At 67.8% G+C, this 24585-nt stretch carries 22 protein-coding genes; 9 read left to right on the top strand and 13 right to left on the bottom strand.

The genetic code is table 11. The features are described 5' to 3' along the window. Positions 1 to 104: 104 nt before the first annotated feature. Positions 105 to 1451, bottom strand: coding sequence for a histidine--tRNA ligase (gene hisS, locus ACZY0Y_RS13380; protein WP_463958447.1), 1347 nt, complete (start codon positions 1449 to 1451; stop codon positions 105 to 107). 267 nt (positions 1452 to 1718) lie between these two features. Between hisS and ACZY0Y_RS13375 the strand changes: the two genes are divergently transcribed. From ACZY0Y_RS13375 to ACZY0Y_RS13365, 3 genes are all read left to right on the top strand, one after another. Beyond that, positions 1719 to 2519, top strand: a complete 801-nt coding sequence (locus ACZY0Y_RS13375) for a peptidylprolyl isomerase (protein WP_463958445.1) — start codon at positions 1719 to 1721, stop codon at positions 2517 to 2519. Positions 2520 to 2580: 61 nt separating this feature from the next. Further along, positions 2581 to 4191: a DUF349 domain-containing protein gene (locus ACZY0Y_RS13370; RefSeq protein WP_463958443.1), complete on the top strand. Its 1611-nt coding sequence runs from the start codon at positions 2581 to 2583 to the stop codon at positions 4189 to 4191. Positions 4192 to 4312: 121 nt separating this feature from the next. Then, positions 4313 to 4942, top strand: coding sequence for a hypothetical protein (locus ACZY0Y_RS13365; RefSeq protein ID WP_463958441.1), 630 nt, complete (start codon positions 4313 to 4315; stop codon positions 4940 to 4942). Between the two features lie 16 nt (positions 4943 to 4958). On the opposite strand, the gene ACZY0Y_RS13360 is transcribed toward ACZY0Y_RS13365, so the two are convergent. The 9 genes from ACZY0Y_RS13360 to pdxT form a co-directional block, all read right to left on the bottom strand. Then, positions 4959 to 7352, bottom strand: coding sequence for a RelA/SpoT family protein (locus ACZY0Y_RS13360; RefSeq protein ID WP_463958439.1), 2394 nt, complete (start codon positions 7350 to 7352; stop codon positions 4959 to 4961). A gap of 174 nt (positions 7353 to 7526) precedes the next feature. Continuing rightward, positions 7527 to 8546 (bottom strand): protein translocase subunit SecF, encoded by a 1020-nt coding sequence (gene secF / locus ACZY0Y_RS13355; protein ID WP_463881636.1) that lies wholly within the window; start codon positions 8544 to 8546, stop codon positions 7527 to 7529. After that, positions 8547 to 10313, bottom strand: a complete 1767-nt coding sequence (secD, locus tag ACZY0Y_RS13350) for a protein translocase subunit SecD (protein WP_463958438.1) — start codon at positions 10311 to 10313, stop codon at positions 8547 to 8549. A 105-nt stretch (positions 10314 to 10418) separates the two neighbouring features. Further along, positions 10419 to 10826, bottom strand: a complete 408-nt coding sequence (gene yajC, locus ACZY0Y_RS13345) for a preprotein translocase subunit YajC (protein ID WP_463881633.1) — start codon at positions 10824 to 10826, stop codon at positions 10419 to 10421. A gap of 211 nt (positions 10827 to 11037) precedes the next feature. After that, on the bottom strand, positions 11038 to 12150 hold the full coding sequence (ruvB, locus tag ACZY0Y_RS13340; protein WP_160665629.1) for a Holliday junction branch migration DNA helicase RuvB: 1113 nt from the start codon (positions 12148 to 12150) through the stop codon (positions 11038 to 11040). Continuing rightward, entirely contained in the window at positions 12143 to 12790 is a 648-nt protein-coding gene (gene ruvA / locus ACZY0Y_RS13335) for a Holliday junction branch migration protein RuvA (protein WP_463881630.1), read from the bottom strand. The genes ruvB and ruvA overlap by 8 nt, the downstream gene beginning before the upstream one ends. A 92-nt stretch (positions 12791 to 12882) precedes the next feature. Beyond that, a complete protein-coding gene (gene ruvC / locus ACZY0Y_RS13330; protein ID WP_160665625.1) occupies positions 12883 to 13470 on the bottom strand; it encodes a crossover junction endodeoxyribonuclease RuvC in 588 nt (195 codons plus the stop codon). Further along, positions 13467 to 14222: a YebC/PmpR family DNA-binding transcriptional regulator gene (locus tag ACZY0Y_RS13325; RefSeq protein WP_160665623.1), complete on the bottom strand. Its 756-nt coding sequence runs from the start codon at positions 14220 to 14222 to the stop codon at positions 13467 to 13469. Before ACZY0Y_RS13325 ends, ruvC begins: the two co-directional genes overlap by 4 nt. Positions 14223 to 14225: 3 nt before the next feature. Further along, entirely contained in the window at positions 14226 to 14927 is a 702-nt protein-coding gene (pdxT, locus tag ACZY0Y_RS13320) for a pyridoxal 5'-phosphate synthase glutaminase subunit PdxT (protein WP_463881628.1), read from the bottom strand. 81 nt (positions 14928 to 15008) lie between these two features. Here pdxT and ACZY0Y_RS13315 point away from each other — a divergent pair, with 81 nt between their 5' ends. The 6 genes from ACZY0Y_RS13315 to ACZY0Y_RS13290 all read left to right on the top strand — a co-directional run bounded on the left by ACZY0Y_RS13315 (position 15009) and on the right by ACZY0Y_RS13290 (position 21814). Beyond that, a complete protein-coding gene (locus ACZY0Y_RS13315; protein ID WP_463958436.1) occupies positions 15009 to 16328 on the top strand; it encodes a Mur ligase family protein in 1320 nt (439 codons plus the stop codon). After that, positions 16325 to 17122 (top strand): type 1 glutamine amidotransferase, encoded by a 798-nt coding sequence (locus ACZY0Y_RS13310; protein WP_463881622.1) that lies wholly within the window; start codon positions 16325 to 16327, stop codon positions 17120 to 17122. Before ACZY0Y_RS13315 ends, ACZY0Y_RS13310 begins: the two co-directional genes overlap by 4 nt. Before the next feature lie 206 nt (positions 17123 to 17328). Continuing rightward, positions 17329 to 20049 (top strand): winged helix-turn-helix domain-containing protein, encoded by a 2721-nt coding sequence (locus ACZY0Y_RS13305; protein WP_463958435.1) that lies wholly within the window; start codon positions 17329 to 17331, stop codon positions 20047 to 20049. A gap of 141 nt (positions 20050 to 20190) precedes the next feature. Next, positions 20191 to 20880: a hypothetical protein gene (locus ACZY0Y_RS13300; protein WP_463958434.1), complete on the top strand. Its 690-nt coding sequence runs from the start codon at positions 20191 to 20193 to the stop codon at positions 20878 to 20880. Further along, positions 20877 to 21560, top strand: coding sequence for a DUF2306 domain-containing protein (locus ACZY0Y_RS13295; protein WP_463958432.1), 684 nt, complete (start codon positions 20877 to 20879; stop codon positions 21558 to 21560). The genes ACZY0Y_RS13300 and ACZY0Y_RS13295 overlap by 4 nt, the downstream gene beginning before the upstream one ends. After that, positions 21557 to 21814 (top strand): DUF8691 family protein, encoded by a 258-nt coding sequence (locus ACZY0Y_RS13290; protein WP_160665614.1) that lies wholly within the window; start codon positions 21557 to 21559, stop codon positions 21812 to 21814. The genes ACZY0Y_RS13295 and ACZY0Y_RS13290 overlap by 4 nt, the downstream gene beginning before the upstream one ends. Before the next feature lie 62 nt (positions 21815 to 21876). Here ACZY0Y_RS13290 and ACZY0Y_RS13285 read toward each other — a convergent pair whose 3' ends face one another. The 3 genes from ACZY0Y_RS13285 to ACZY0Y_RS13275 all read right to left on the bottom strand — a co-directional run bounded on the left by ACZY0Y_RS13285 (position 21877) and on the right by ACZY0Y_RS13275 (position 24581). Next, on the bottom strand, positions 21877 to 22656 hold the full coding sequence (locus ACZY0Y_RS13285) for an alpha/beta fold hydrolase (RefSeq protein ID WP_463958430.1): 780 nt from the start codon (positions 22654 to 22656) through the stop codon (positions 21877 to 21879). A 136-nt stretch (positions 22657 to 22792) separates the two neighbouring features. Further along, on the bottom strand, positions 22793 to 23407 hold the full coding sequence (locus ACZY0Y_RS13280; protein WP_463958428.1) for a P-loop nucleotide/nucleoside kinase family protein: 615 nt from the start codon (positions 23405 to 23407) through the stop codon (positions 22793 to 22795). Then, positions 23301 to 24581: a CapA family protein gene (locus tag ACZY0Y_RS13275; RefSeq protein ID WP_463958427.1), complete on the bottom strand. Its 1281-nt coding sequence runs from the start codon at positions 24579 to 24581 to the stop codon at positions 23301 to 23303. Before ACZY0Y_RS13275 ends, ACZY0Y_RS13280 begins: the two co-directional genes overlap by 107 nt. Between the last annotated feature and the right edge of the window lie 4 nt (positions 24582 to 24585).

Below are 24585 nucleotides of genomic sequence, written 5' to 3'. Positions count from 1 at the left end.
TCGGTGGTCAATGGGTTCTAGACAAGCTCCATTTTCCTTGAAAAGACGGGCATTCTCGGTTTAAACCGCCGTCGGCGCCCCGACCATCATCGGTGGATCAAGGCTTAGGCCTTCAGGATCCGGACCTGCAGGTCCTCCGCTGCCGGAGCCCAGGTGGCCGGATCGGCGTCGACCTGCTCGCCGGTGCGGATGTCCTTGACCTGGTGTTTGCCGTCGTCGTCGGTGAACCAGACAAAGGGGATGCCGCGGCGGTCGGCGAATTTGATCTGCTTGCCGAACTTCTCCGCTTTCGCTGCCACTTCGGTGGCGATCCCGCGGCCGCGCAGTTCCGCGGCGACGTCCTGGGCGGCGCCCCAGCTGTCATCGCTGTTGAGCGCCACCAGCACGGCGGTGGGCACGGACCGTGTTGCTTTGGCGAGGTCCTGGCTGAGGATCCGGGAGACCAGCCGGGTTACGCCGATGGAGAGCCCGACGCCGGGGAACTTGCGGTTTCCCTTGCTGGCGAGGGCGTCGTAGCGCCCGCCGGAGCAGATGGAGCCGAGCTGTTCGTGGCCCACCAGGACGGTCTCCACGACGGTTCCGGTGTAGTAGTCCAGTCCGCGGGCAATGCTGAGGTCCGCGGCGACCTTGCCCGGCGCACGCTGCACGGCTGCCGCGATGACCTGCTCCAGCTCGTTCAGGCCCTCCTCGAGCAGGTCGTTGCTGACCCCGAGAGCCCGCACCTGCGCCACGAAGGACGTGTCCCCGGTGCGGATCGAGGCCAGTTTGAGGGCGGACTGCGCTTGCTCGTCCGTGGCTCCGAGCTCGGACTTGAGCAGCTCGGCGACCTTGGCCGGGCCGATCTTCTCGAGCTTGTCGATGCTGCGCAGCACACCGGCGGTGTCGGTGAGGCCAATGCCGTTGTAGAAGCCCTCGGCCAGCTTGCGGTTGTTGATCCGGAGCAGGAAGTCCGGGATCGGCAGGGCGCTGAGGGCCTCGGCGATGACCAGTGCAATCTCGACGTCGTAACGGAACGGCAGGTCGCCGTCGCCCACGATGTCGATGTCCGCCTGGGTGAATTCGCGGGCGCGGCCTTCCTGCGGACGTTCGCCGCGCCAGACCTTTTGGATCTGGTAGCGGCGGAACGGGAAAGCGAGGTAGCCGGCGTTTTCGACGACGTACCGGGCGAACGGCACGGTGAGGTCGAAATGCAGGGCCAGGGCGTGCGGATCGCCCTTGTGCGACGCGGAATCTACACCCTCGTCGTCCTGCAGCCGGCTCAGGCCGTAGACCTCTTTGTCGATCTCACCCTTGCGCAGGAGCTGGCCCACCGTCTCCACGGCGCGGGTTTCGATGGAGGAAAAGCCATGCAGTTCGAAGACCCGGCGCAGCGTGTCCAGCACATGCAGCTCCACCAGCCGCTCCTCGGGAAGCCACTCGGGGAATCCGGACAGGGAGGCGGTGCGTGCCATGGTGGATTTTCTCCTCAGGTAAAACCGGCCGGAGCCTCTTGCGCCGTGGTGGAGCCGAAACGGGGCGTCCGAAACGGGGATCAGATGGGCGGCAGAGCGGCCGGTCATGCATAAACTGTGTGCGGCAGTCAGTTTATGCTTTCCGCGCCCGCATCTTCTAATGCGGCCGGGCACGGAAAGCATAAACTGACTGCCGGCAGCTTTACCGCTGAACCTGCGACGGCGCCCTTGCGCCGCCCGGTTTCGGCCCTACACCCAGGAGGACTTTTGGCGGCCAGTTCACGGAGCGCCCGCGAAGCCAAGCGGCGCGTCCAGCAGATGGAGGCAAAGCGCGAGCTCCGCAAGGAGCAGGACAAGCGCCGCAAGCGCGACAATGTCCTCGCCATCGGCGCGGGTACGGCTGCGGTCGTTGTTGCGCTGGTCCTGCAACTGACGGTCTTCTCCTCCAATCCCACCGAGGAAGAATACGCGGCCGCCCAGGCCGGCCTGACCTCCCCCTCCGCCACGCCGTCGGCCTCCCCCAGCAACGCCGACAACATCCCGAAACCGGAGACGGCGGCCGGCCAGACGTTCACCGGGGAACTCAAGCTCAACACCGGCACCCTCGGCGTCGAACTGGACGGCACGAAGGCTCCCCAGGCCGCCGCCGTCTTCAAGTCCCTCGCGGACCAGAACTTCTACGCCGGACTCAACTGCCACCGGCTCACCACGGCCGAGACGTTCGGCGTCCTGCAGTGCGGCTCCAAGGCAGGGGACGGGAGCAGCGATCCGGGCTACACCTGGGGTCCGCTGGAAAACACCCCGCAGGACAACACATACCCGGCCGGAACCATCGCCGTCGCCCGCAGCGGCGGAAACGCCTACGGCAACGGAACCCAGTTCTTCATTGTGTACAAGGACACCGTCATTCCGGCCGACGCCGCAGGCGGCTACACGGTGGTGGGGAAGGTGACCTCGGGACTGGACGTTGTGGTCAATATTGCTGCCGCCGGACTCAAACCGGGCGATAACGCCACGGACGGCGCCCCTGCGGAACCAGTCACGATAGACTCGTTCTCTCTGAAGTAACCAGCCGTTGCCCTTGCGGCGCCGGCCCCGGTATTTCCCTCCAAGCGAAAGACTTCTAGCGGTGACAGACAGTCAGAAATCCGACGAAACAGTGTCAGCAGCAGCTGCCAACGAAACCGAAGCTGACGCTTCGGTGACCACGCAGGCGACAGACACTCCCACAGACACGGCGCCGGAACCGGCGGCCGGGCAGGAAGCGGAGGCCCTTCCGGCCGGGGCCCAGGCGTCCACCGGCACGGCTGAGGCAGCCGAGGCTCCGGCCGAGGAGAGCGCGCCGGAGGATCCGGCCGCCACTGAGGCACCTGCTCCCGCCGCTGCGCGACCCGCGCCCTCACCGGCAGCGTTCGCCGCCCGGCCAAAGGCCAAGCCGTCACCGGCGGCTCCGGCCGCCGCACCGGCTTCCGTGTCCTCGGCCGCCTCGCTGGCCGAAGCTGCACGCTGGGGCCGCGTCGAGGGCGACGGCCACGTGTTCCTGACCGTCGACGGCGAGGAGCATCCTGTCGGCCAGTACCCCGGCGTCAGCGATGATGAGGCCCTGGGCTACTTCGCCCGGAAATACGACGACGTCGTGGCCCAGATTGTCCTGCTGGAACAGCGTGTGGGCTCCAAGGCACCCACCACGGACATGCAGAAGACCGTCACCCACCTGCGCGAGCAGCTTGCCGGGCGCAACATGGTGGGCGACCTCCGCTCCGCCGAGGCCCGCCTGGATGCCCTGGCCACACAGATCTCCGAGCTCGAAAAGGCCGAGAAGGCCGAGCACGACGCCGTCCGTGCCGCCGAGCTGGCCGCCCGCGAAGCCATCGTCGCCGAGGCCGAAGAGATCGCGGGACACGACCCGTCCCAGATCCAGTGGAAGACCTCCAGCGCCCGGATGAACGAACTGTTCGAGAGCTGGAAGACCGCACAGAAGAGCGGCGTCCGGCTCGGCCGCAGCAACGAGGACGCCCTCTGGAAGCGCTTCCGTGCTGCCCGAACCGTCTTTGACCGGCACCGCCGTGCGTACTTCTCCCAGCTGGACAGCACCAACTCGGCGGCGAAGGCCGCGAAGGAGAAGCTGATCACCGAGGCGGAAGCGCTGTCCTCCTCCACCGACTGGGGCTTTGCCGCCGGCGAATACCGCCGCCTGATGGACGAGTGGAAGGCTTCCCCGCGCGCCAGCCGCAAGGATGACGACGCCCTCTGGGCCCGGTTCCGTGCCGCGCAGGACGTCTTCTTCACGCACCGCCAGGCCGCCAACGACGAGATCGACCAGGAATACGGCGCCAACCTGGTGGTCAAGGAAGCCCTGCTGACGGAAGCCAACGAGTTGCTTCCCATCAAGGACCTCGCCGCCACCAAGAAGGCGCTCCAGTCCGTCCGTGACCGCTGGGAGGAAGCCGGCAAGGTTCCCCGCGCCGACATGGGACGCGTCGAGGCCGGGCTGCGGAAGGTCGAAGACGCCGTACGCCACGCCGAGGACGAGAACTGGAAGCGGTCCAACCCGGAGACGAAGGCACGCACCAACAGCGCGCTGACGCAGCTGGAGTCGGCGATTGCCGGACTCCGGGATGACCTGGCCAGGGCCGAGAAGGCCGGCGACGAGCGCAAGATCAAGGCCGCCAAGGAAGCCCTCGAGGCCCGTGAGGCGTGGCTGGAACAGCTCGAAAAGTCAGCGAGCGAGCTCTCCTAGCCAGGCACCACAACACGAAAGCACCACGGCAACAGGCTGTTTGAGGCAGGCCCCGCACCGGTTATCCACATGACCGGGACGGGGCCTGTTCGCTTTTCCGGGGACGGGACAGGATGGCTGTATGGTCATTGTTCACGGCCCGCCGGCACCCTTCCCGCCTGCTTCCCCGCCTGCTTCCCCGGCTGCTTCCGAGCTGTACTCCCCCGGGGCACTTTTCACCTGGCCCGAGCTTCAGGCGATGGCGTCCGACGGCGTGCTGACCCAGCTCTACCAGCGCGGCTACCTGCCGCCGGGGACCCAGCCCACCCCGCAGCTCCGGGCCCGCGCGGCCTCCGTCCTCATCAGTCCGGCCATCCGCCAGCGGGTCGTTGCGGGCAGGATGACGGCGGCCTGGTTCTACGGCTGCGCCGCCGAACCGGACCGGCTCGCCCTGCTCGTGGACGCCAACCGGCGGATTTCCAGCCTGCGCTCCACCCGGGGCTGCACCTTCCACGAGGTGCGCCTGGGCCCGTTCGACGTCGTGAGCCTGGGCGGGCTGATGGTCTCCAGTCCGCTGCGGACCTCCGTGGACATCGCCCTGCACGTGGACGCCGGGCGGGCACTACCAGCCCTGCGGGCGCTCCTGGGGGCACCCGAGCTGGGCCTGCGGCTGCGGCTGGTCATGCGTGCCGTGGAGGCCACGCCCAGGATGCCGCACAAGAAGGCAGCGCTGACAAAGCTCGAACAGCTGCAGGGCGGCCCGGCGCCATAGCGCTTGCCTGTCAGTGCTAGCTGCGCCGCCGGTTGCCGGTTGTCCGGTAGACGTCGAAGACACCGTCGATGCGGCGGACGGCGCTGAGCACGTGGCTCAGGTACTTGGGGTCGCCCATCTCGAAAGCGAACTTCGAGATGGCCACCCGGTCCGTGGACGTGTGCACGCTGGCGGCCAGGATGTTGACGTGGTTCTCCGACAGGATCCGGGTCACATCCGAGAGCAGCGACTTCCGGTCGAGTGCTTCGACCTGGATTTCGACCAGGAAGACGCTCGACTGCGTGGGTGCCCAGTCGACCTCGACGATCCGGTCGGGCTGCTCCAGGAGTCCGCTGACGTTGGTGCAGTCCGTCCGGTGCACGGAGACGCCGGAGCCGCGGGTCACGAAGCCCAGGATCGGATCAGGCGGCACCGGGGTGCAGCAGCGGGCGAGCTTGACCCAGACGTCATCCACCCCACGCACCACAACGCCGGAGTCGGAATACCGCGCCTTGGTGACCTGGGTGGGGATGGACACCTCGGTGAGGTCATCCTCGGGGGTGTCGTTCCCGCCGAGGCTCTCCACGAGGCGTTCCATGACGGACTGGGCGGAGGTGTGCCCGTCGCCCACACCGGCGTAGAGGCCGGAGATGTCCACGTACTTGAAGTCCTCGGCAATCGCGGCGAGGGCATCGTGCGTCATCAGGCGTTGCAGCGGGAGGTTCTGCTTGCGCATCGCCTTGGTCAGCAGTTCCTTACCGCGGTCGATCGACTCTTCGCGGCGTTCCTTGCTGAACCACTGCCGGATCTTGTTCCGCGCACGGGCGCTCTTGACGAAGTGTTGCCAGTCCTGGCTGGGGCCGGCGCCTTCAGCCTTGGACGTGAAGATCTCCACCCAGTCGCCGTGGTTCAACTCACTGTTGAGCGGAACCAGCTTGCCGTTGACGCGCGCACCGATTGTCCGGTGTCCAACCTCGGTGTGGACGGCGTAGGCGAAGTCCACGGGCGTGGAACCGGCCGGCAGGGCCATGACCTCGCCCTTGGGGGTGAAAACGAACACTTCCCGGGCATTGATTTCAAAGCGCAGGGAGTCGAGGAACTCGCCGGGGTCGGAAGTCTCCTGCTGCCAGTCCACGAGGGACCGCAGCCAGCCCATGTCGCCGTCGCGCGGGCTTCCCGGCCCGGCCGCGGTGCGGTTCGGCTGGTCCTTGTACTTCCAGTGCGCGGCGACGCCGTATTCGGCGCGGCGGTGCATTTCGTGGGTGCGGATCTGGATTTCCACGGGTTTGCCGCCCGGGCCGATCACCGTGGTGTGCAGCGACTGGTACATGTTGTATTTGGGCATCGCGATGTAGTCCTTGAACCGCCCGGGGAGGGGGTTCCAGCGCGAGTGCATGGCGCCCAGGGCCGCGTAACAGTCCCGGACCGAGTCGACCAGGACGCGGACGCCCATGAGGTCGTTGATGTCGTCGAAGTCCTTGTCCCGGACGATCATCTTCTGATAGATCGAGTAGTAGTGCTTCGGCCGGCCGGTGATGGTGGCCTTGATCTTGGCCGCGCGCAGGTCCTCGGTGATCTGGTTGCGGATGACAGAGAGGTTTTTTTCGCGTTCGGGGGTCCGGTCCCCCACCATGCGCACGATTTCCTCATAGACCTTCGGGTACAGGGCCGCAAAGGAGAGGTCTTCCAGTTCCCACTTGATGGTGTTCATGCCGAGCCGGTGCGCCAGCGGGGCGAAGATTTCCAGTGTTTCCCGGGCCTTGCGCGCGGAGGACTCGGCGGAGACGAATCGCCAGGTCCTGGCGTTGTGCAGCCGGTCGGCCAGCTTGATCATCAGGACCCGGATGTCCTTGGCCATGGCCACGACCATCTTGCGCACGGTCTCCGACTGCGCGGCCTCGCCGAAGCTGACCTTGTCCAGTTTGGTGACCCCGTCCACCAGCATGGCAACCTCCGGGCCGAACTCGGCCTTCAGGTCCTCCAGCGTGTACGAGGTGTCCTCGACGGTGTCGTGCAGGAGCGCCGCGGCCAGGGTGGTTCCGCTGAGACCCAGTTCCGCCAGGATGGTGGCCACCGCCACAGGGTGCGTGATGTAGGGATCGCCGCTCTTGCGCTTCTGCCCGCGGTGGCAACGTTCCGCCACGACGAAGGCGCGCTGGATAAGGTCGAAGTCCTCTTTGGGGTTGTTGGCCCGCACGGTGCGCAGCAGCGGCTCAAGGATGGGGGAATATGCGGGGGCGCCGCGGCCGGTCAGGCGGGCAAGCCGGGAGCGGGTGCGTTCACGACGGCCGGGGAACGTGGGGCGTGCCCCCGAGCTGTCGACAGGTACGGGCGGATCGGCGCGTCCGGGAGCCACCACACCAGTCTGCGAACCCTGGCCTGGAGCCTGATCCGCCGGTGCTGATGGCACCGGCGTCGAACGTTCTTCCAATGGAGCACCTCTCCGAACCCGTTAATTCTTCCAGTCTATTCCCGCAGCAGGATACTTCGATAACCGGCGGCCATACGGCGACGGGCCGGAGAGCGTCACGAATGACGTTCTCCGGCCCGTCGGGTCCGCCGGGATGGATCCCGGACGGCGACCGGTCCGGCAGGACCGCTGCAGTCAGGCCGTGGCGGGTGCTGCTGCGGCGTCGGACTTGGCGGCCTGCGCCCGGCGCTGCTGCACGCGTGCGGCCTGCTTGACCAGCTCCGGTTCGCCCTGGCGGAGCCAGGCGTAGAGCGGAGCGGCGATGAAGATCGTCGCCGCCGTGCCGATCAGAATCCCGACAAACAACGCCAGCGAGAGGTCCCGCAGCGTGCCGGCTCCCAGGAGACCGGCTCCGATGAAGAGGATGGCACCGACCGGGAGGATGGCGACCATCATCGTGTTGATGGAGCGGACGAGGGTCTGGTTGACGGCCAGGTTGACTTCCTCGCCGAAGGTCCGGCGGGTGGACGCCTGCAGGTCCGCGGTGTTCTCGCGGATCTTGTCGAAGACCACCACGGTGTCGTACAGCGAGTAGCTCAGCACGGTGAGGAAGCCGATGATGGCCGACGGCGTGACTTCGAAATCGCTGAGGGCGTAGACGCCGGCGGTGATGAACATCGTGACCAGCATGCCCACGATTGCCGAGAGCGACATCTTCCAGGTCCGGAAGTACAGCGCCATCAGCACAGCGGCGAGTGCGACGAAGATCGCCAGGCCCAGGAGGGCCTGCTTGGTGACGTCAGCACCCCAGGTGGGGCCGACAAAGTTCGATGTCACCTCGTTGTCCGTCACGCCGTAGGCCTGGGTGAGGCCCGCCTTGATCTGGAGCGTCTCATCCTCCGTGAGCTTGTCCGTCTGGATCCGCATCGTGTTGCCTGCGACGTTCGCCACCCGCGGGATACTGCCGGGGACAACGTCCTCGACGGCTTTCCCGCCGAGGGCGGGGTCCGTGGTCACCACGTTGGAGACGGTGAATTCCGAGCCGCCCCGGAATTCGATGCCGAGGTTGAAGCCGCCCTTGACGACCGGCAGCAGGATCGAGAGCGCCACCAGGACGGCCGCGATCAGGAACCAGATTTTCTTGGATTCGACGAAGCCGTACGAGCGCTTGCCCGTGTAGAGCTCATTGCCGAAATTGGCGAAGTTGGTGGCCATTTAGTTGCCCTCCTTGGACGTGCTCTTGGAGGAACCGGCAAGCTGTTCCTGACGTTCCGCGAGGCGTCGTTCTGCAATGGTCATCCGGCGTTCGGCCTCAGCCGCGGCGCCGGTGTTCTTGGCGCGGAGCGCGGCCACAGCGGCCGGCTTGTCCGCAGGAGTGCGCAACCGTCCTGCGCCCCGGTACAGGGGAACGGCACCGAGGCTCTTCGGGTCCAGCCCGGAGAGCGGGTGGCCTTCACCAAAGAACCTGGTGCGGGCCAGCATCTGCAGGGTCGGGTGGGTGAACATAAAGACGACAATGAGGTCGGCGATCGCTGTCAGGCCGAGCGTGAACGCGAAGCCGCGGACGTTGCCCACTGCCACGAAGTACAGCACCAGGGCGGCCAGCAGGTTGACGGCCTTGGACGCCAGGACCGTGCGCTTGGCACGCTTCCAGCCGTTCTCGACGGCCGACACAAGGCCGCGGCCTTCACGGAGCTCATCGCGGATACGTTCAAAGTAGACGATGAACGAGTCCGCGGTCTGGCCGATGGCCACAATGATGCCTGCGACGCCGGCAAGGGACAGCCGGTAGTTCTCCGTCCAGCCCAGGATCGCGATGGCCAGGTACGTCAGCGCGCCGGCCACCACGAGGGAGGCAACGGTGACCAGGCCCAATGCCCGGTACTGGAACAGCGAGTACGCCACCACCAGCAGCAGGCCAATCAGGCCCGCGAGCATACCCATCCGGAGCTGCTCGCCCCCGAGGGTTGCCGAAATCTGCTGTTCGCTCTGGATCTCGAAACTGATCGGCAGGGCGCCGAAGCGGAGCTGGTCCGAGAGGGCCTTAGCGGACTGCTCGGTGAATCCGCCGGTGATCTGCGGGCGGCCGTCGGTGATGACGGCGAGGGACCGCGGGGCGGAAATGACCTGGTCATCGAGGACGATCGCGAACTGGGACTTCGGGTCCGAGCCGCTCTGGCCGCCGCCGGCGACGTAGAACTGGTAGAGCCGCTCGGTGACTTGCTTGAACTTGGCGGTGCCTTCTTCGTTGAACTGGATGTTCACGGCCCACTCGTTGGTCACGGCGCCCTGGGCGCCGCGCTGCAGCTGGAAGGAGGACCCGGCGATGTTCGAGCCCTTGACCTCGACGGGGCCAAGGATGTATTTGATCGCCGGCGAGCTGGCGGAGGCCGGCTCGCAGGTGACCAGCGGCTTGGTCGGGTCGGAGCGTTCCTGCTTGTCCTGTGAGGGGTTGTCGCAGTCGAGCGTCTCGAACTTCTTGTAGATCTCGGGCGTAACCCAGTTCACGTCGCTGCCGTTGGTGGGCTCCGCGGCGGGCTTGGGCAGCTGGTCCTCAGGAGTCAGCGACTCCGCGGGGACCGCTGCGCCCGGACCGGCCTGCAGGACAGGCCGGAAGTTCATGTCGGCGGACGCCTGGATCAGGGCGCGGGTTTCCTTTGATGGTGTGCCCGGCAGGCTGACAACGACGTTGCGTCCGGACTGCGTGCTGATTTCAGCCTCCGCGACGCCCGAGCCGTCCACGCGCTGGCGGATGATCGCCACGGCCTGGTTGAGCTGTTCTTCGTTGATGTCCGAACCGCCTTCAACCTTGGGCGCCAGGATCATCTGGGTGCCGCCTTCAAGGTCCAGGGCGAGCTTCGGAGCCCAGCTCGCCTGGCCGGCCATGGTGCCGCCTGCCAGGACAGCGGTCAGGACGGCGAGGATAACGCCGAGCCAGACCAGCACCCTGAGGGCTGTGGTTTTGGGGCCAGTTCGTGCCATTGTCGATCTTTCTATTATTTACGGAGGAACCGCCGTGCGGCCCTTGCGGGCCGCTCCGGCGGTGGCCCGCAGCTGTTACTTCGCGGGATAGCTCAAACAGGCAGACTAGCTGTCTTTCTTGCCTTCGTCGTTGAGGCGGCGCAGGGTTTCTTCCGGCGTCTCGTCGCGCGGGACGTCGTTGACCGGTGCGGCGCTTTCGGCCTTGTCGACAGTCAGCGAGGACGCGTCATTGGGAACGACCGTGGGCTCCTCGGCGGCGACAACCGGCTCGACGATCTTGGTGACGGCCTGGCGGTGCACGGTGGCGGTGTTGCCCGGAGAGAGTTCCAGCAGGACCTTGTTCTCGTCCTCATCAATCTCGACGATGCGGCCGTACAGGCCGAAGCTGGTCATGACCTCAACGCCCGGGCCGAACTTCGACTGGAGCTCCGCCTGCTGCTGCTGCGTCTTCTTGTTGCGGCGGAACATCATGAAGACGAAAACGCCGAGCATGACGAACAGGAGAATTGTCATTGGATCCAAGGGGAAAGTTCCATTCTGTACTTGCAAGCTGGTTTCACAGCAACGTCCGCCTCGCTCCGGGCCACCTGGTGTTGAACCAGGCAGGGACCTGGCAGAAAACCATGCCGGGCCAACGGCGGCTTGTGGAAGCCGCACACGGAAACAAAGACCCGAACGTGCCGAGCGTCATTCCAGTCTAAAGGGAAAAGGTTACGGCGCGGTGCTATTGACTGTTACGGATCCATTCCGGATCGGCGTCCTGGCCCAGCCCGCCGGCCAGGTCCGGGCTGTCGTCGTCGGCCGGGAAGAGCTCCAGCGGGTCCTGCGAAAAGATTCCTGGCGGCACCGCGTAGCCGAGGTGCGTCCAGGCCGGGGCGAGTGCGATCCTCCCCCGAGGGGTGCGGCCCAGGAGTCCCTCACGGACGAGATACGGCTCGGCGACGGTTTCCACCGTTTCGGTCTCTTCGCCGACGGCGATGGCCAGCGTGGACAGGCCTACCGGTCCGCCGCCAAATTTCAGGATGAGGGCTTCCAGGACGGCCCGGTCCAGCCGGTCCAGTCCGCGCTTGTCGACTTCGTACATGTCCAGCGCCGCGGAGGCGGCCCGGGCGTCGATCTGCTCGATGCCGTGCACCAGCGCCCAGTCGCGGACCCGGCGCAGGAGGCGGTTGGCGATACGGGGCGTGCCGCGGGAGCGCCCCGCGATTTCACTGAACCCGGCGGAGTTGACCTTCAGGTCCAGGAGCCCGGCGGAACGCCGGAGCACGAGTTCCAGTTCCGCCACGGAGTAGAACTCGAGGTGTCCGGTGAACCCGAAGCGGTCCCGGAGCGGCCCGGGCAGCAGGCCGGCGCGGGTGGTGGCGCCCACCAGGGTGAAGGGCGGAAGCTCCAGCGGGATGGCGGTGGCGCCGGCGCCCTTGCCGACGACAATGTCGACCCGGAAGTCTTCCATTGCCATGTAGAGCATTTCCTCGGCCGGCCGGGACATCCGGTGGATCTCGTCGAGGAAGAGGACTTCCCCTTCGGAGAGCGAGGACAGGATGGCCGCCAGGTCACCGGCGTGCTGGATGGCGGGGCCGCTGCTGATCCGCAGCGGGGCGTTCATCTCGGCCGCGATGATCATCGACAGCGTGGTCTTGCCCAGCCCGGGCGGACCGGAGAGCAGGACGTGGTCCGCGCTGCGGCCGCGCATGCGCGAGGCCTCCAGGACGAGGGAGAGCTGTTTGCGGACCCGGTGCTGGCCCACGAAGTCGTGCAGGTTCTTGGGCCTGAGGGCGGCTTCGATGACCCGCTCCTCCGGTTCCTCTCCCCCGGCGACGACCGACGGCTCAGCCACGGGCGCCTGCCCTGTTCCCGGCGCGGGCGCCGTCCTGGCCCAGCCAGCGGAGGGTGGCCCGCAGGATCTCGGCGACGTTGCCCTTCCCGGCCAGCTCCGGTGAATCGGCCAGGGACTTGTCGATGCTGGACGCGGCGTCCTTCTCGGACCAGCCCAGGCTCGTCATGGCCGCAACAACCTGCGGCTTCCAGACCGCTTCGGAGGACGCTGCCGGAACCGTGGCGCCGGCGGGGGTGCCGTGCGGCACGAGCTTTCCGGCCAGTTCCAGCACGATCCGGCCGGCGACCTTCGGGCCGATCCCCGGCACCTTGGTGAACGCCTTGCCATCGCCGGAGTGCGCGGCGACGCGGATGGCTTCGGGTTCGTGCACGGCCAGGACGGCCAGCGCCAGCCGGGGCCCAACACCGCTGACACTGAGCAGGATGTCGAAAACTTCGCGTTCGTCGTCACTGCCGAACCCGAACAGCGTGAGCGAGTCCTCGCGGACGATCAGGGACGTGAAAAGCTTCCCCTCCTCGCCGGTGCGGAGGCTGCTGAGGGTCTGCGGCGTCGCGTTCACGCTCATGCCGGCGCCGTTGAGGTCGATCACGGCGGAGGACAGGCCGACGTGCGCTACGGTTCCGCGGAGAAAACTGATCAAGGCCGGGCTCCTGAATTACCGTCGGCACAAGCCGACTATCCGAACATATCTACGAATACCCTACCAAGCTCTGCGGCGGCACAGCCGGACATTCAGCGTGTACGGCGCGCTTTGGCCTCCGCGTCGGCCCAGGCCCGCTGGGCCGGGGTGAGCGACTGGCTGCCCGGTCCCGTCGTCACTGCTCCCTTGTTGGACGTGCCGATCCCGGCACGCCAGGCGTGGGTGATGGCCAGTGCCAGCGCGTCGGCGGCGTCGGCCGGCCGCGGCGGGGCATCGAGCCGGAGGATCTTGGTGACCAGTTTCGTGACCGCGTCCTTGTTCGACGTTCCGCTGCCGGTCACGGCGGCCTTGACCTCGGACGGGGTGTGCAACGCCACCGGGATGCCGCGGCGTGCGGCAGCGGCGATCACCACCCCGGACGCCTGCGCCACCCCCATCACGGTGCTGACGTTGAGCTGGGAAAAGACCCGCTCCACGGCCAGGACGTGCGGTTCATACTTGTCCAGCCACTCGTCGATGGACGTGGCGATGACCAGCAGGCGCTGGTCCAGGCTCTCGTCGGGGGAGGTCCCGACGACGCCGAAGGCCACCATCGTGGCTCGGCGGTTCCGTTCGACGTCCACGACGCCGATCCCGCAGCGGGTGAGGCCAGGATCGACGCCGAGGACGCGGAGAGTCACTCCGCTTCCAGTGCGGCCTGCACTTCGTCGCTGAGGTCGGCGTTGCTGTAGACGTTCTGCACGTCGTCGAGTTCTTCCAGGGCGTCCACGAGCTTCATGAACTTCTTGGCGGCGTCGAGGTCCAGCGGCACCTGCATCGACGGGACGAACTCGGCCTCGTCGGTGTCGTACTCCATCCCGGCTTCCTTGAGGGCGTCGCGGATGGCCTGAAGGTCGGTGGGCTCGGAGTGGATCTCGAAGCTGTCGCCGTTGTCCTTGACCTCTTCGGCGCCGGCGTCGAGGACGGCCATCAGGACGTCGTCTTCGCTCAGGCCGTTCTTCGGCAGCGACACAACGCCCTTGCGGGAGAAGAGGTAGCTGACCGATCCGGGATCGGCAATGGTGCCGCCGTTGCGGGAGATGGCAAGCCGGACTTCGGAGGCGGCACGGTTCTTGTTGTCCGTCAGGCACTCGATCAGCAGCGCGGAACCCTGCGGGCCGCGGCATTCGTACATGATCTCGGTGTAGTCGACGACTTCGCCGGTGAGGCCGGCGCCGCGCTTGATGGCGCGGTCGATGTTGTCAGCGGGGACCGAGGTCTTCTTGGCCTTCGTGACGGCGAGTTCCAGCCCGGGGTTGCCGGCGAGGTCCGGGCCGCCCATGCGTGCAGCGACTTCGATGTTCTTGATCAGTTTGGCGAACGACTTGGCCCGGCGGCTGTCGAGGATGGCCTTTTTGTGCTTGGTCGTCGCCCATTTGGAGTGGCCTGACATGCTTTACGCTTCTCCTCTGATCATTCGAATAAACAATTCATGCACGCGCTTCTCCCCCGTCACTTCCGGGTGGAAGGAGGTGGCCAGGAGCTTGCCGGAACGCACAGCTACAATTCTAGCCGTCCCGGCCAGCGCCTCGGGGTGGGAGGCCCTGGAGGGCTCCACTTTGGCGAGCACCTCCACGCCGCCGCCGACGCGTTCCACCCATGGTCCGCGGATGAAGACCGCATGGACCGGGGCCACGCCGTCCGCGGTGGCGCTGAAATCGAGGCCCTTGAAATCGAGGTCCGTTTCGAAGGACTCGCGCTGCCGGCCGAAGGCGTTCCGGCGCACCGTGATGTCCAGGCCGCCGAAGGTCTGCTGCGGGTTGCCGGCGAGGTCCTTCGCGGGGTCGGCGATCTCCTCGGCGAGGAGAATCATCCCGGCGCAGGAGCCGTAAACCGGCAGGCCGTCCCGGATGCGCTGGCGCAGCGGATCGCGGAGCCCGAAGGCGCGGGACAGCTTGTCAATGGTGGTCGATTCGCCGCCGGGAATGATGAGGCCGTCGAGGCCGTCGAGTTCGGACGGCCGGCGGACGCCGATGCCCGTGGCGCCGGCCTCTTCCACCGCGTGCAGGTGTTCGCGGAAGTCGCCCTGAAGTGCCAGGACGCCGATCCGGAGGCCTGTTCCCGCGCGGGAAGGGGGCGCAGAAGTGGGGTTGGTCATCCGAACAGCATAGTGGCCGGAACACATCCCCCGCCGCCTCCCGGCGGGCTTCCATGCCGCCGCTGGGATATATTACAAAGCATGTTTTACTTCAGCGTTCCGCTCGGCAAGCTCGTCCGCCGGGTCTCCCGGCTCAGGGGCGGAGGCTCTGCCCTTCCCGGGCTCGTCGTCGAAAAAATCGACCCCGGGTTCATGCGCAGGACACTGTCCACGCTGCCGCACGGCGTCGCCGTCGTCAGCGGTACGAACGGCAAGACGACCACCACCAAGATGGTGGTGGAACTGCTCGAGAGCCAGGGCCTGAAGGTCTTCACCAACCGCACCGGCAGCAACTTCACCCGCGGCGTGGCCGCCGCGCTGCTGGGCGAGGTGGACTGGCGGGGCCGGCTTGACGCGGATGTCGCCGTGCTGGAACTGGACGAGGCCCACGCGGTGCACTTCGTCAACCAGGTGCCGCCGCGTTACTGCCTCCTGCTCAACGTCCTGCGGGACCAGCTGGACCGCTTCGGCGAGATCGACAAGACGGCGCAGCTGCTCCAGCACATCGCCTCCAAGACCACAGGTACCGTGGTGCTCAACCGGGAGGACCCGCGCGTCGCCCGCATCGCGGACACGCTCAAAACAGCCACGCTCAAAGGCCCCGAAGTCCTCTACTTCGGCCTCGATGACTCCCTGCTGAGCACCTTCCCGAACGACGACGAGATGCGGGCGGCCCCGGGAAGCCCGGTGCCGCCGGCCCCCGCCAAGCCGCACGCCGACGTCGTACTCCGCCGGGTCGGCGCGGCGGACGCGGACTTTGAGTACGACGGCGTCACGGCAACCACGGCGATGAAGCTCCGCGGCGTCTACAACATCTTTAACGCCGCGGCCGCGCTGACCCTGGCCCGGGCCATTGCGGTGGGGGACCCTGTCCCTGGAAAAACGGCCGTCGCGGACAACGCGGGCCTGCTGCAGGCACTGGCCCAGGTGGCGCCGGCCTTCGGCCGCGGTGAGAGCCTCGTCGTCGACGGCCTGCCGCTGGACCTGGTCCTGGTGAAGAACCCCAGCGGCTTCCGCCTGGGGCTGAAGTCCTTCCCCGCCGAGGGGTACGCCACGATGATCGCGATCAACGACAACTATGCCGACGGCCGGGACATGTCCTGGCTCTGGGACGTCGAATTCGACACCCTCCGCGAGGCCGGCGTGGGCCAGTTGAGCGGCTCCCGCGCCTATGACATGGCCCTTCGACTGCAGTACGACGACGTCGCGATCGGCGCGGTCAATACCGAGATTGCGCCCGCGCTGGCGGCCTTCATCAGCGGCGCCAGGGACAAACCCAAGCGGATCTTCTGCACCTACACAGCGATGCTGGCCATCCGCCGCGAACTGTCCAAAATCACCACCGTGGAGGTGGTCTCATGACCCCCCAGTCCCCCGCCGGCGAGCCCCATTTGTCCTTCGGGCACGAACTCCCGCCGGAGGAATCCCCGTCGCCCGGCAAGGGAAGCATCCGGGTCCTGCAGCTGTACCCGCGCGACATGAACATCTACGGCGACTGGGGCAACGCCCTGGTGCTGGCGCAGCGGCTGCGCTGGCACGGCTACACGCCGGAGCTGCTCGAGTACAACGTAGGCGACGAGTTTCCGGCGGACATCGACCTGATCGTCGGCGGCGGCGGACAGGACAGCGGCCAGCTGGTCATCCAGGATGACCTGCTCTCGCGCGAGACCGTGCTCAAGGAACTGGCCGAGAACGGCACGCCGATGCTCGTGATCTGCGGCCTCTACCAGCTTTTTGGGAAGTTCTTCAAGACCCGGACGGGTTCCGTCATCCCGGGGATCGGCATCCTGGACGTGGAAACCCACGGCACCGAGGAACGGCTGATCGGCAACGTGTCGGTGTCCTCCCCCGAGTTCGGCACCGTTTTGGGGTACGAAAACCACAGCGGCCAGACCACCCTCGGCCCGGGCGTCTCACCCCTGGGAAGCACGGCCAAGGGCACGGGCAACAACAGCAGCGACGGCCAGGAGGGCGCCCGCTACCGGAACATCGTGGCGAGCTACCTCCACGGCTCCCTGCTGCCAAAGAACCCGGCCCTGGCGGACTTCCTCATCCGGACCGCCGTCGAACGCAAATACGGCAGCTTCTCCGCCGGCACCCCGGATGACTCCTACGCCGTCCTCGCCCGCGAACACGCCGCCCGCCGCCCGCGCTGACCCGGCGGTCTGGTCGCGAAATCGCCGGAAGCCTGCGGGGGTCGCCGTAACGTTACCGCGGCCCCCGCACGCTTCCGGCGACCCCGGCGGCCGCCGCCGCCCAGTGCGCACATGCCCTCGCCCACGAGCACCCCGGTACGCTGGTGCTGTTAGCCGCACACTTCGTCCACGGTGCACGTTGGAACAGGGATCGCATGTCACGTCCGATGATTGCAACCAAGCTGTACGTCCCCAGACTGCGCAGCGGTCTGGTGGCCCGCCCCCGGCTTAGTGAGCGTTTGCGCCGGGGAGCCGATTCGAAGCTGACCCTGGTGTCCGCCCCGGCGGGATTCGGCAAGACCACACTCCTTGCCGAATGGCTTGGCACGACCTCCGGCGGCGACCGGCGTGTTGCGTGGCTATCGCTCGATCCGGCCGACAACGAACCTGCCTCGTTCTGGACCGGCGTCGTGGCCGCGCTCCAATCGGCGGTGCCCGGCATCGGGTCGGCCGCCCTGGAGCTCATCACGTCCATGCCGCTGCCCACCGAGGGTGTGCTCGCATCGGTGCTCAATGACCTGGCCGCGGCACCGGAGGACGTGTGGCTGGTGCTTGATGACTACCACCTGGTTGACAGCCACGAGGTGGGCAACGGCGTGGTCTTCCTGCTGGAGCACCTTCCGCCCCACGTGCACGTCGTGATCAGCACGCGCGCCGACCCCGATCTGCCGCTGTCCCGTTGGCGGGTTGGCGGTGACCTGGTCGAGATCCGGGCTGCGGAGCTGCGCTTTACGCCGGAGGAAGCCGCTGCGTACCTCAATGAGGTGGCGGGACTGGACCTGGCCGCGAAGGATGTGGCCGCCCTGGAGCAGCGCACGGAGGGGTGGATCGCCGCGCTGCAGCTCGCCGCCCTCTCGATCCAGGGGCGCGACGACGCCGCCGGCTTCATTGCCCGGTTCGCCGGCAACGACCGGTACATCGTCGACTACCTGGTCGAGGAGGTCCTGCAGCATCAACCTGACCCCGTGCGCCGCTTCCTGTTGGATACAGCTGTCCTCGAACGGCTCACGGGGCCGCTGTGTGACGCCGTCACAGGCCGCGACGACGGGGGCGACATGCTTACGGCCTTGGAGCGTGCGAACCTCTTTATCGTCCCCCTGGACGACAGCCGGGAGTGGTACCGCTACCACCACCTCTTCGCCGACGTGCTGCGGGCGCGCCTGCTCAGCGGGCAGCCTGAACGGGTGCCGCTGCTGCATCAGCGCGCCAGCGGCTGGTACGAGCGCCACGGCCCGGCAGAGGATGCTGTCAGGCACGCCCTGGCTGCCCGGGACTTCGACCGCGCCGCCTACCTGATGGAGCTGGCGGTGCCGGCCATCCGACGCAACAGGCAGGACGCGGTGCTGCCCGGCTGGCTGAAGGCCCTGCCGGATGCCGCCGTCCGGCGCAGCCCGGTGCTCAGCGTCTTTTACGGATTCATGCTGATGGCATCCGGTGACCTCGACGGGGTCGAGCCCCGGCTCGACGACGCCGAACGAGCACTGGCTGCCGGGCCGGACGGGTTGGCCCAGCCCTGGGCCGACACCGGAGAGCTCCGGACACTGCCGGCGACCATCGCCGTCTACCGCGCCTCGCTGGCCCAGGCAAGGGGCGATGTCCCAGGCACCTCGGAGCACGCCCGGCGTGCGCTTGAACTGGCCCGCCCGGACGACCACCTTGCCCGGGGCGCTGCGTCCGGGTTCCTCGGGCTGGCCGCGTGGGCCACGGGCGACGTGCCGGCAGCCCTGCAGACCTTCACGGAGGCTGTGGCGAGTCTGCACGCAGGCGGGAACCTGGTCGACGAGCTCAGCAGCACGGTGGTCCTGGCAGACATGTGGCTCGCGGCAGGCCGGCCCAGCAAGGCACGCCGGCTCTACCAGAGTGCGCTGCAGCTGGCCGGGGCGCACGGCGAGGCCGTGGCGCGGGCAACCGCGGACCTGCACGCGGGCCTGAGTGAGATCGACCGCCAGGCCGGAGACCACGGCAGCGCCCGGCAACATCTCGAGGCCGCCGCAGTGTTCGTCGAGCGTGCGACGATGACCGAGGGCCGCTACCGGTGGTTCGTGGCCATGGGACTGATGGCCCAGGCCGAAGACAGCCCGGACGAGGCCATCAGGTTCCTGGACCAGGCGGAGCAGCTCTACCGGCCGGCGTTCTTCCCGGACGTCCGGCCTATCGCCGCGATGAGGGCCCGGGTCTGGATTGTGCAGGGCAAGGTGCCGGAGGCTTCCGAGTGGGCACGTGAACGGGGCGTGTCCGTCACGGACGGTCCCCGTCACCTAAGCGAATTCGATCACCTCACGCTGGTGCGTCTGCTCATCGCCCGGCACCGGCTGGACCCCGGCGCCGGCACGGTCGGCGGCGCACTTCTGCTGCTGGACCGGCTCCTGGAGGCCGCCGCCTCCTCCGGACGCGCCGGAAGCCTGGTGGAGATCCGCATGCTGCAGGCACTGGCACATGACGCGACGGGGCACCGGCCGCAGGCCCGAGAGGCGCTGGGCCGGGCCTTTGCCGGGGCACCGGAACCAGGCGCGTACGTGCGGCTCTTCCTGGACGAAGGTGCCCCCATGATGGAACTGCTGCGCGACGCCGCGCGACACGGCCACGCCGCTGGCCAGGCGTCTGGCCAGGCGTCTGGCCAGGCGTCCCGTTTGCTCGGCCTTAGTAACGCCGCGGCGCCGCCAGCCGCCGGTCCGGGGCGGCGCCCGCTGTCGTTGCCGGCGTTGAGCGAACGGGAACTGCAGGTGCTCAGGCTCCTTGGCAGCGACCTCAGCGGGCCGCAGATCGCCGGCGAGCTGTTCATCTCGCACAACACGCTGCGCACCCACACCAGGCACATCTTCACCAAGCTCGAGGTCACCAGCCGCAGCGCGGCGGTGCGCCAAGCAAGCAAACTCGGCCTGATGTAGCCGGCCCCGCCACGGATCTCACCCTGTCAGTCACATCACGGGGTGACGCCGGGTCACCCTGTCCGTCCCTACCTTGGAGGTATCCCGCGGCGCCCCGCCGTGAGTACCACGAACAAGATACAAGGAACAAGGGAGCCGGACATGTCCATCACCACCACCAACCTCACCCGCGCGGCAGGCCTCAGCGCCGTCGCGGCGGGCCTGCTCTTCATCGGCGTCCAGATCAACCATCCCCAACTGGACGTCGCCTTCGTCACCACGACCGAATGGACGGTCCGCCAATCCGTCAAAGTGCTGATGTCCGGACTGTCGCTCATCGGCATCACGGGCATGTACCTGCGCCAGGTCAGGCGGACGGGGGTGCTCGGCCTGATCGGGTACGCCGTGTTCGGCGCCGGCTACCTCATCATGATGAGCATCGAAGTCATCGCTTTAGTCGTCCTCCCAGCCATCGCCCAAAGTTCACCGGGCTACGTCAGCGATGTCCTCGCCGTCGCGACCGGCGGCCACGCTGCGGGCGACATCGGCCTGATGCAGGGCCTCAGCCTGGTCTCCGGCCTCACGTACCTGGCCGGCGGCCTCATCTTCGGCATCGCACTCTTCCGTGCCAACGTCCTCGCCCGCTGGGCTGCGGCGGTCCTCGCCGGTGGCGCCGTCGCAACGATGGCGATCCCGCTGCTGCCGCAGATCAATGAAAGGCTGTTCGCTTTGCCCACCGGTGTCGCCCTGATCGGCCTCGGATACTCACTGTGGCGCGACCAGCGCGCCGTAACGGGCCGGTCCCTGACCGACGTCGTGGGTTCGCCACTTGACCCGGCCGGCGCCAAATGACCGTCCGCGCGGCAGCCCGGCCCGACGGGTCGGGCGGCCCCGCCGGGTGGGTGCCCTGGTCCCTCGTCGCCCTCGTTGTGGTCCCCGCCGCGGCCGGCTCCCTGCGGCTGGCCGAGCTGTCCGGCGGTCCGCGCCTCATGCCGGACAATCCGGCCATGACAGCCTCGCCCATGCCCGTCGTCGTGCACATCATCAGCGCGATCCTGTACGCGGTCCTTGGCGCTTTCCAGTTCTCCGCCCGGTTCCGGCGGCGCCGGCCGGGCCGGCACCGTTCGGCCGGACGGGTCCTGGTGGTGCTGGGCCTGGCGGTCGCGTTCTCGGCGTTGTGGATGACGCTGTTCTATCCCCGCCAGCCCGGCACGGGCGCACTGTTGTACATCTTCAGGCTCGCGTTCGGGTCGGGCATGGCCGCCGCCATCATCCTCGGGGTCGCCGCGATCCGCCACGGCGACGTTGCCCGCCATCTGGCCTGGATGACACGTGCCTACGCGCTGGCGCTCGGCGCCGGCACCCAGGTGTCCACGCAAGGCATCGGCAACGCCGTCTTCGGCGCCAGTGAAGTCACCACCACGCTCATGCTGGGCGCCGGCTGGGCCATCAACCTCACCGTCGCCGAATACATCATCCGCCGCCACGGCGGCAGCCGGATCCGGGCGACGGCGGAGGTCGGGTCGTCATGACCCGGTCCGCCAAACGGCCCGCGCCGACAGGCTACCAGCTTCGGGTCGATGGACATCTCGAGGACCACTGGTCGGCCTGGCTCGGTGACCTCACCCTGACCCGGGAAAGCGACGGCACCACCAGCCTGACGGGTTTCGTCCCGGACCAGGCAGCGCTGCACGGGTTGCTCGTCAAGGTCCGGGACCTCGGCCTCATCCTGGTCTCCGTGGAGGCCATCGATCCCTCCATCCGCCGCGGCGGAGCAGGCGGGTAGATGGGATGACCAATGGCAGAACCTGTGGAGGAGGCGTTCACGGTGATCGCCGATCATATGCCTCAGCCGCGGCCGGCGAACGCAAGGACATCCTGCGCGATGCGGCCGCTGGAGGCTGCCCGGACATGGCCCTTCCCCTCGTACCAGATGAGGGTGCAGTCCGGAATGAGACCGGCGGTTTCCTGGGCGACGTCGCGCGGGAAGAACTGGTCGGAGCCCCCGCAGATCAGAAGGACCGGCCGCCGGATCAGCGGGAGGACGCCCCGGGAATTGAAGGCCACTTCGCCCTGCACTTCGGTGAGGACATCCTGGGACGGGTATTCGGATCCGCTCAGAATCCGGCGCCTGATGACGGGGCCGATCAGCTGCCGCAGCCACTTCATCCGCCGCCCCGGCAGCAGGTACTCGGCGAAGACCGTGCCGGCGCCGTCTGTGTCCCCGTCCGCGATGGCCTGCGCCATCCGGGAGTCGACGTCCTTGCCCCAGTCACTGAGCTCCGCGGCGGTGACCACCATGGCCATGTGGCCGAACGATTCAGGATGCCGCGCCGCCAGATACTGCGCAATCATTCCGCCAAAGGACTCCGCCACGACGATATCTGCGCGTCCGCCGAACTCCTCGGCGATGAGCCGGGCATAGTCATCCGCCATGTCGGCGACCGTGTGCTTCGGCGGCATGCCACGGCGCCGGGTGACAATCCAGACGGAGTAACCGGCCTGGAGAAAGGGATCGAACTGCCGCCGGAGCATCCGGCGCAATACCCCTTGGGGAACCGCGCTCCCGGGGCCGCCCTGAATGAAAAGGAGTGTCTTCGCGCCGTTGCCCCAGCTCAGGTAGTCCATGCCATTCGGGAAAGTCCCGACCCGTGGTTCCCGGTCCGCCGTCGATGCTCTGCCCACAAATGCCTCCGGTCCGGATGTGACAGGAGCCAAGCCCCGCGGGCCCCCGCGTCACCACCACGCTATGCGCCGGTTGGTGTCAGGGCAAGATCCGCAGGCCCTCCGACGGTTCCGGTTCCTCAAAGATCCCGGCCAGGTGCCGCACGTCGTCCTCGCCGAGCCGGTGCGAGCCCGCCTCACCCCGTCCGGCGCGGCTGACCGCCCGTTCGATGGCGGCCTCCAGTGGTGTCCGGACACAGTGAAGGACGACGGCGCCGCCGGCTGCCTCTGCTTTGGCTGCCCAAACAGCATGCCGCCCGCTGTTCCACTGGTTCCAGTCGAGCACAACGTCGGTGCCGGCCTGCAGGACCTGCAGTGCGGTGTCCCAGATCAGCAGCTTGCAGCTTTCCGCCAGTTCCCCGTAGTCCGCGGAGGCAAAGTGGAGTTCCGGGTACAGCCGCAGCATCCATTCGTCGAGGCTGAACCGCACGGCGGGCAGCCGGGCCTCGAGTTGCCGGGCAACGGTGGTCTTTCCGGCACCGGGGAGGCCGCAGAGCAAGTGGACCGTGGGTTGCCCGGTCCCCGTCCGCAGTCGTTCCGCCAGGCCCCTAAGGTTCCTTGGTAATGAGCAGTTCGTGGGCTCCCGCGGCCCCGGCCCCCATCGACTCGACCACAGTCTGGGTGCGCCGGCGGGTGGCCGCGTCGGCGGCGGCACCGGCGCAGGGGCCCTGCGGGGCGTCGGAGGCAACGGAGCACCAGCGGTAGGGTCCGCGGACAATCACCGACGGCGCCCAGGCCAGGTCCGAGGCGGTCCACTTGCCGGCGGCATCCTGGCTGAACTGGGCCCGGACCAGGAGGCCCTCGTTGTTCACCACATAGTTGGGCGAGAGCTCGGTGATCCCGTTGCCCAGGCCGTAAGCAATCCACGTTCCCTTGTACTGCTCGATCGGGAGGACCGAGTGGGTGTGGTGGCCGTAGATCATGGTGAACTGGCCGCTGTCCGCGAGAGCATGGGCGACACCGGTCTGCTCGGCGTTGGGCACACTGGAATACTCGTCGCCGGCGTGCATGGCACCCAACACGATGTCGGCCCCCAGGTCCCGGGCCTTCTTCGCTTTGGCGATCATGACCTCGGGGTCGAGCATGTCCACCTGCCAGGCCGCTTCGGGGAGCTGCCCGTTCAGGCCGTAGGTCGCATCGATCACGGCGATCTTGGCCGCGGCAGTCTGCAGGATCATGATGCCCTGTGAGTCCGCCTCGCTCCGGTACGAGCCGGTGTGCTGCAGCCCCGCCGCGTCGAGGGCGTCCAGGGTGCGGACCAGCCCGGCGGTGCCGCGGTCGACGGTGTGGTTGCTGGCGGTGGTGCAGGCCTGGTAACCCACCTGCCGGGCAGCCGTGATGATCTGCGGCGGAACGTTGAACGAGGGGTACGCCGAGAAGGGTCCGGTCGGGCCGGCCACGGGCGTTTCCTGGTGGCAGATCGCGAGGTCGCTCTTCTCGATGTACTTGCGCTGGCCCTCTAGCAGGGGTCCGAAGTCCAGGCCCTTGGCCCCGGAGGCCAGGGCGTCAGCGCGGGCCTGCTCCCAGAGCTGGGCGTGGACGAGCATGTCCCCGGTGACCAGTACCGAGGTGCAGCGGACGGCCGCGCAGGCCGGCCCCTTACCCGGTGTCGGCGTCGGGGTCGGAGTGCCCGACGGCGACGCTGACGGCGTACTTCCCGGCGTCTCTGCCCCTGCCGGACTGGCGGTGCTCCCGCCGGCCGCCGGGGAACCCGAACCGCTGTTTTCCGGACGGGCGCCGATGCCGCAGGAAGCCACCGAGGCCACGAGGGAAAGGGCTGCGGCGGCGGTGAGCAGACGGCCGCGCAGCGTGGGAGTGATGGTAGGCATGGCG

This window comes from Pseudarthrobacter kochi (assembly GCF_055412805.1).
This window is presented reverse-complemented; position numbering and strand designations above follow the sequence as displayed.

Bases quoted from the DNA above. Each gene is read 5' to 3' on its own strand.
- hisS (WP_463958447.1), bottom strand. From the start codon at position 1,451: ATGGCACGCACCGCCTCCCTGTCCGGATTCCCCGAGTGGCTTCCCGAG.
- ACZY0Y_RS13365 (WP_463958441.1), top strand. From the start codon at position 4,313: ATGGTCATTGTTCACGGCCCGCCGGCACCCTTCCCGCCTGCTTCCCCG.
- secF (WP_463881636.1), bottom strand. From the start codon at position 8,546: ATGGCCACCAACTTCGCCAATTTCGGCAATGAGCTCTACACGGGCAAG.
- secD (WP_463958438.1), bottom strand. From the start codon at position 10,313: ATGGCACGAACTGGCCCCAAAACCACAGCCCTCAGGGTGCTGGTCTGG.
- yajC (WP_463881633.1), bottom strand. From the start codon at position 10,826: ATGACAATTCTCCTGTTCGTCATGCTCGGCGTTTTCGTCTTCATGATG.
- ACZY0Y_RS13325 (WP_160665623.1), bottom strand. From the start codon at position 14,222: ATGTCAGGCCACTCCAAATGGGCGACGACCAAGCACAAAAAGGCCATC.
- pdxT (WP_463881628.1), bottom strand. From the start codon at position 14,927: ATGACCAACCCCACTTCTGCGCCCCCTTCCCGCGCGGGAACAGGCCTC.
- ACZY0Y_RS13315 (WP_463958436.1), top strand. From the start codon at position 15,009: ATGTTTTACTTCAGCGTTCCGCTCGGCAAGCTCGTCCGCCGGGTCTCC.
- ACZY0Y_RS13310 (WP_463881622.1), top strand. From the start codon at position 16,325: ATGACCCCCCAGTCCCCCGCCGGCGAGCCCCATTTGTCCTTCGGGCAC.
- ACZY0Y_RS13305 (WP_463958435.1), top strand. From the start codon at position 17,329: ATGATTGCAACCAAGCTGTACGTCCCCAGACTGCGCAGCGGTCTGGTG.
- ACZY0Y_RS13300 (WP_463958434.1), top strand. From the start codon at position 20,191: ATGTCCATCACCACCACCAACCTCACCCGCGCGGCAGGCCTCAGCGCC.
- ACZY0Y_RS13295 (WP_463958432.1), top strand. From the start codon at position 20,877: ATGACCGTCCGCGCGGCAGCCCGGCCCGACGGGTCGGGCGGCCCCGCC.
- ACZY0Y_RS13290 (WP_160665614.1), top strand. From the start codon at position 21,557: ATGACCCGGTCCGCCAAACGGCCCGCGCCGACAGGCTACCAGCTTCGG.
- ACZY0Y_RS13285 (WP_463958430.1), bottom strand. From the start codon at position 22,656: ATGGACTACCTGAGCTGGGGCAACGGCGCGAAGACACTCCTTTTCATT.
- ACZY0Y_RS13275 (WP_463958427.1), bottom strand. From the start codon at position 24,581: ATGCCTACCATCACTCCCACGCTGCGCGGCCGTCTGCTCACCGCCGCC.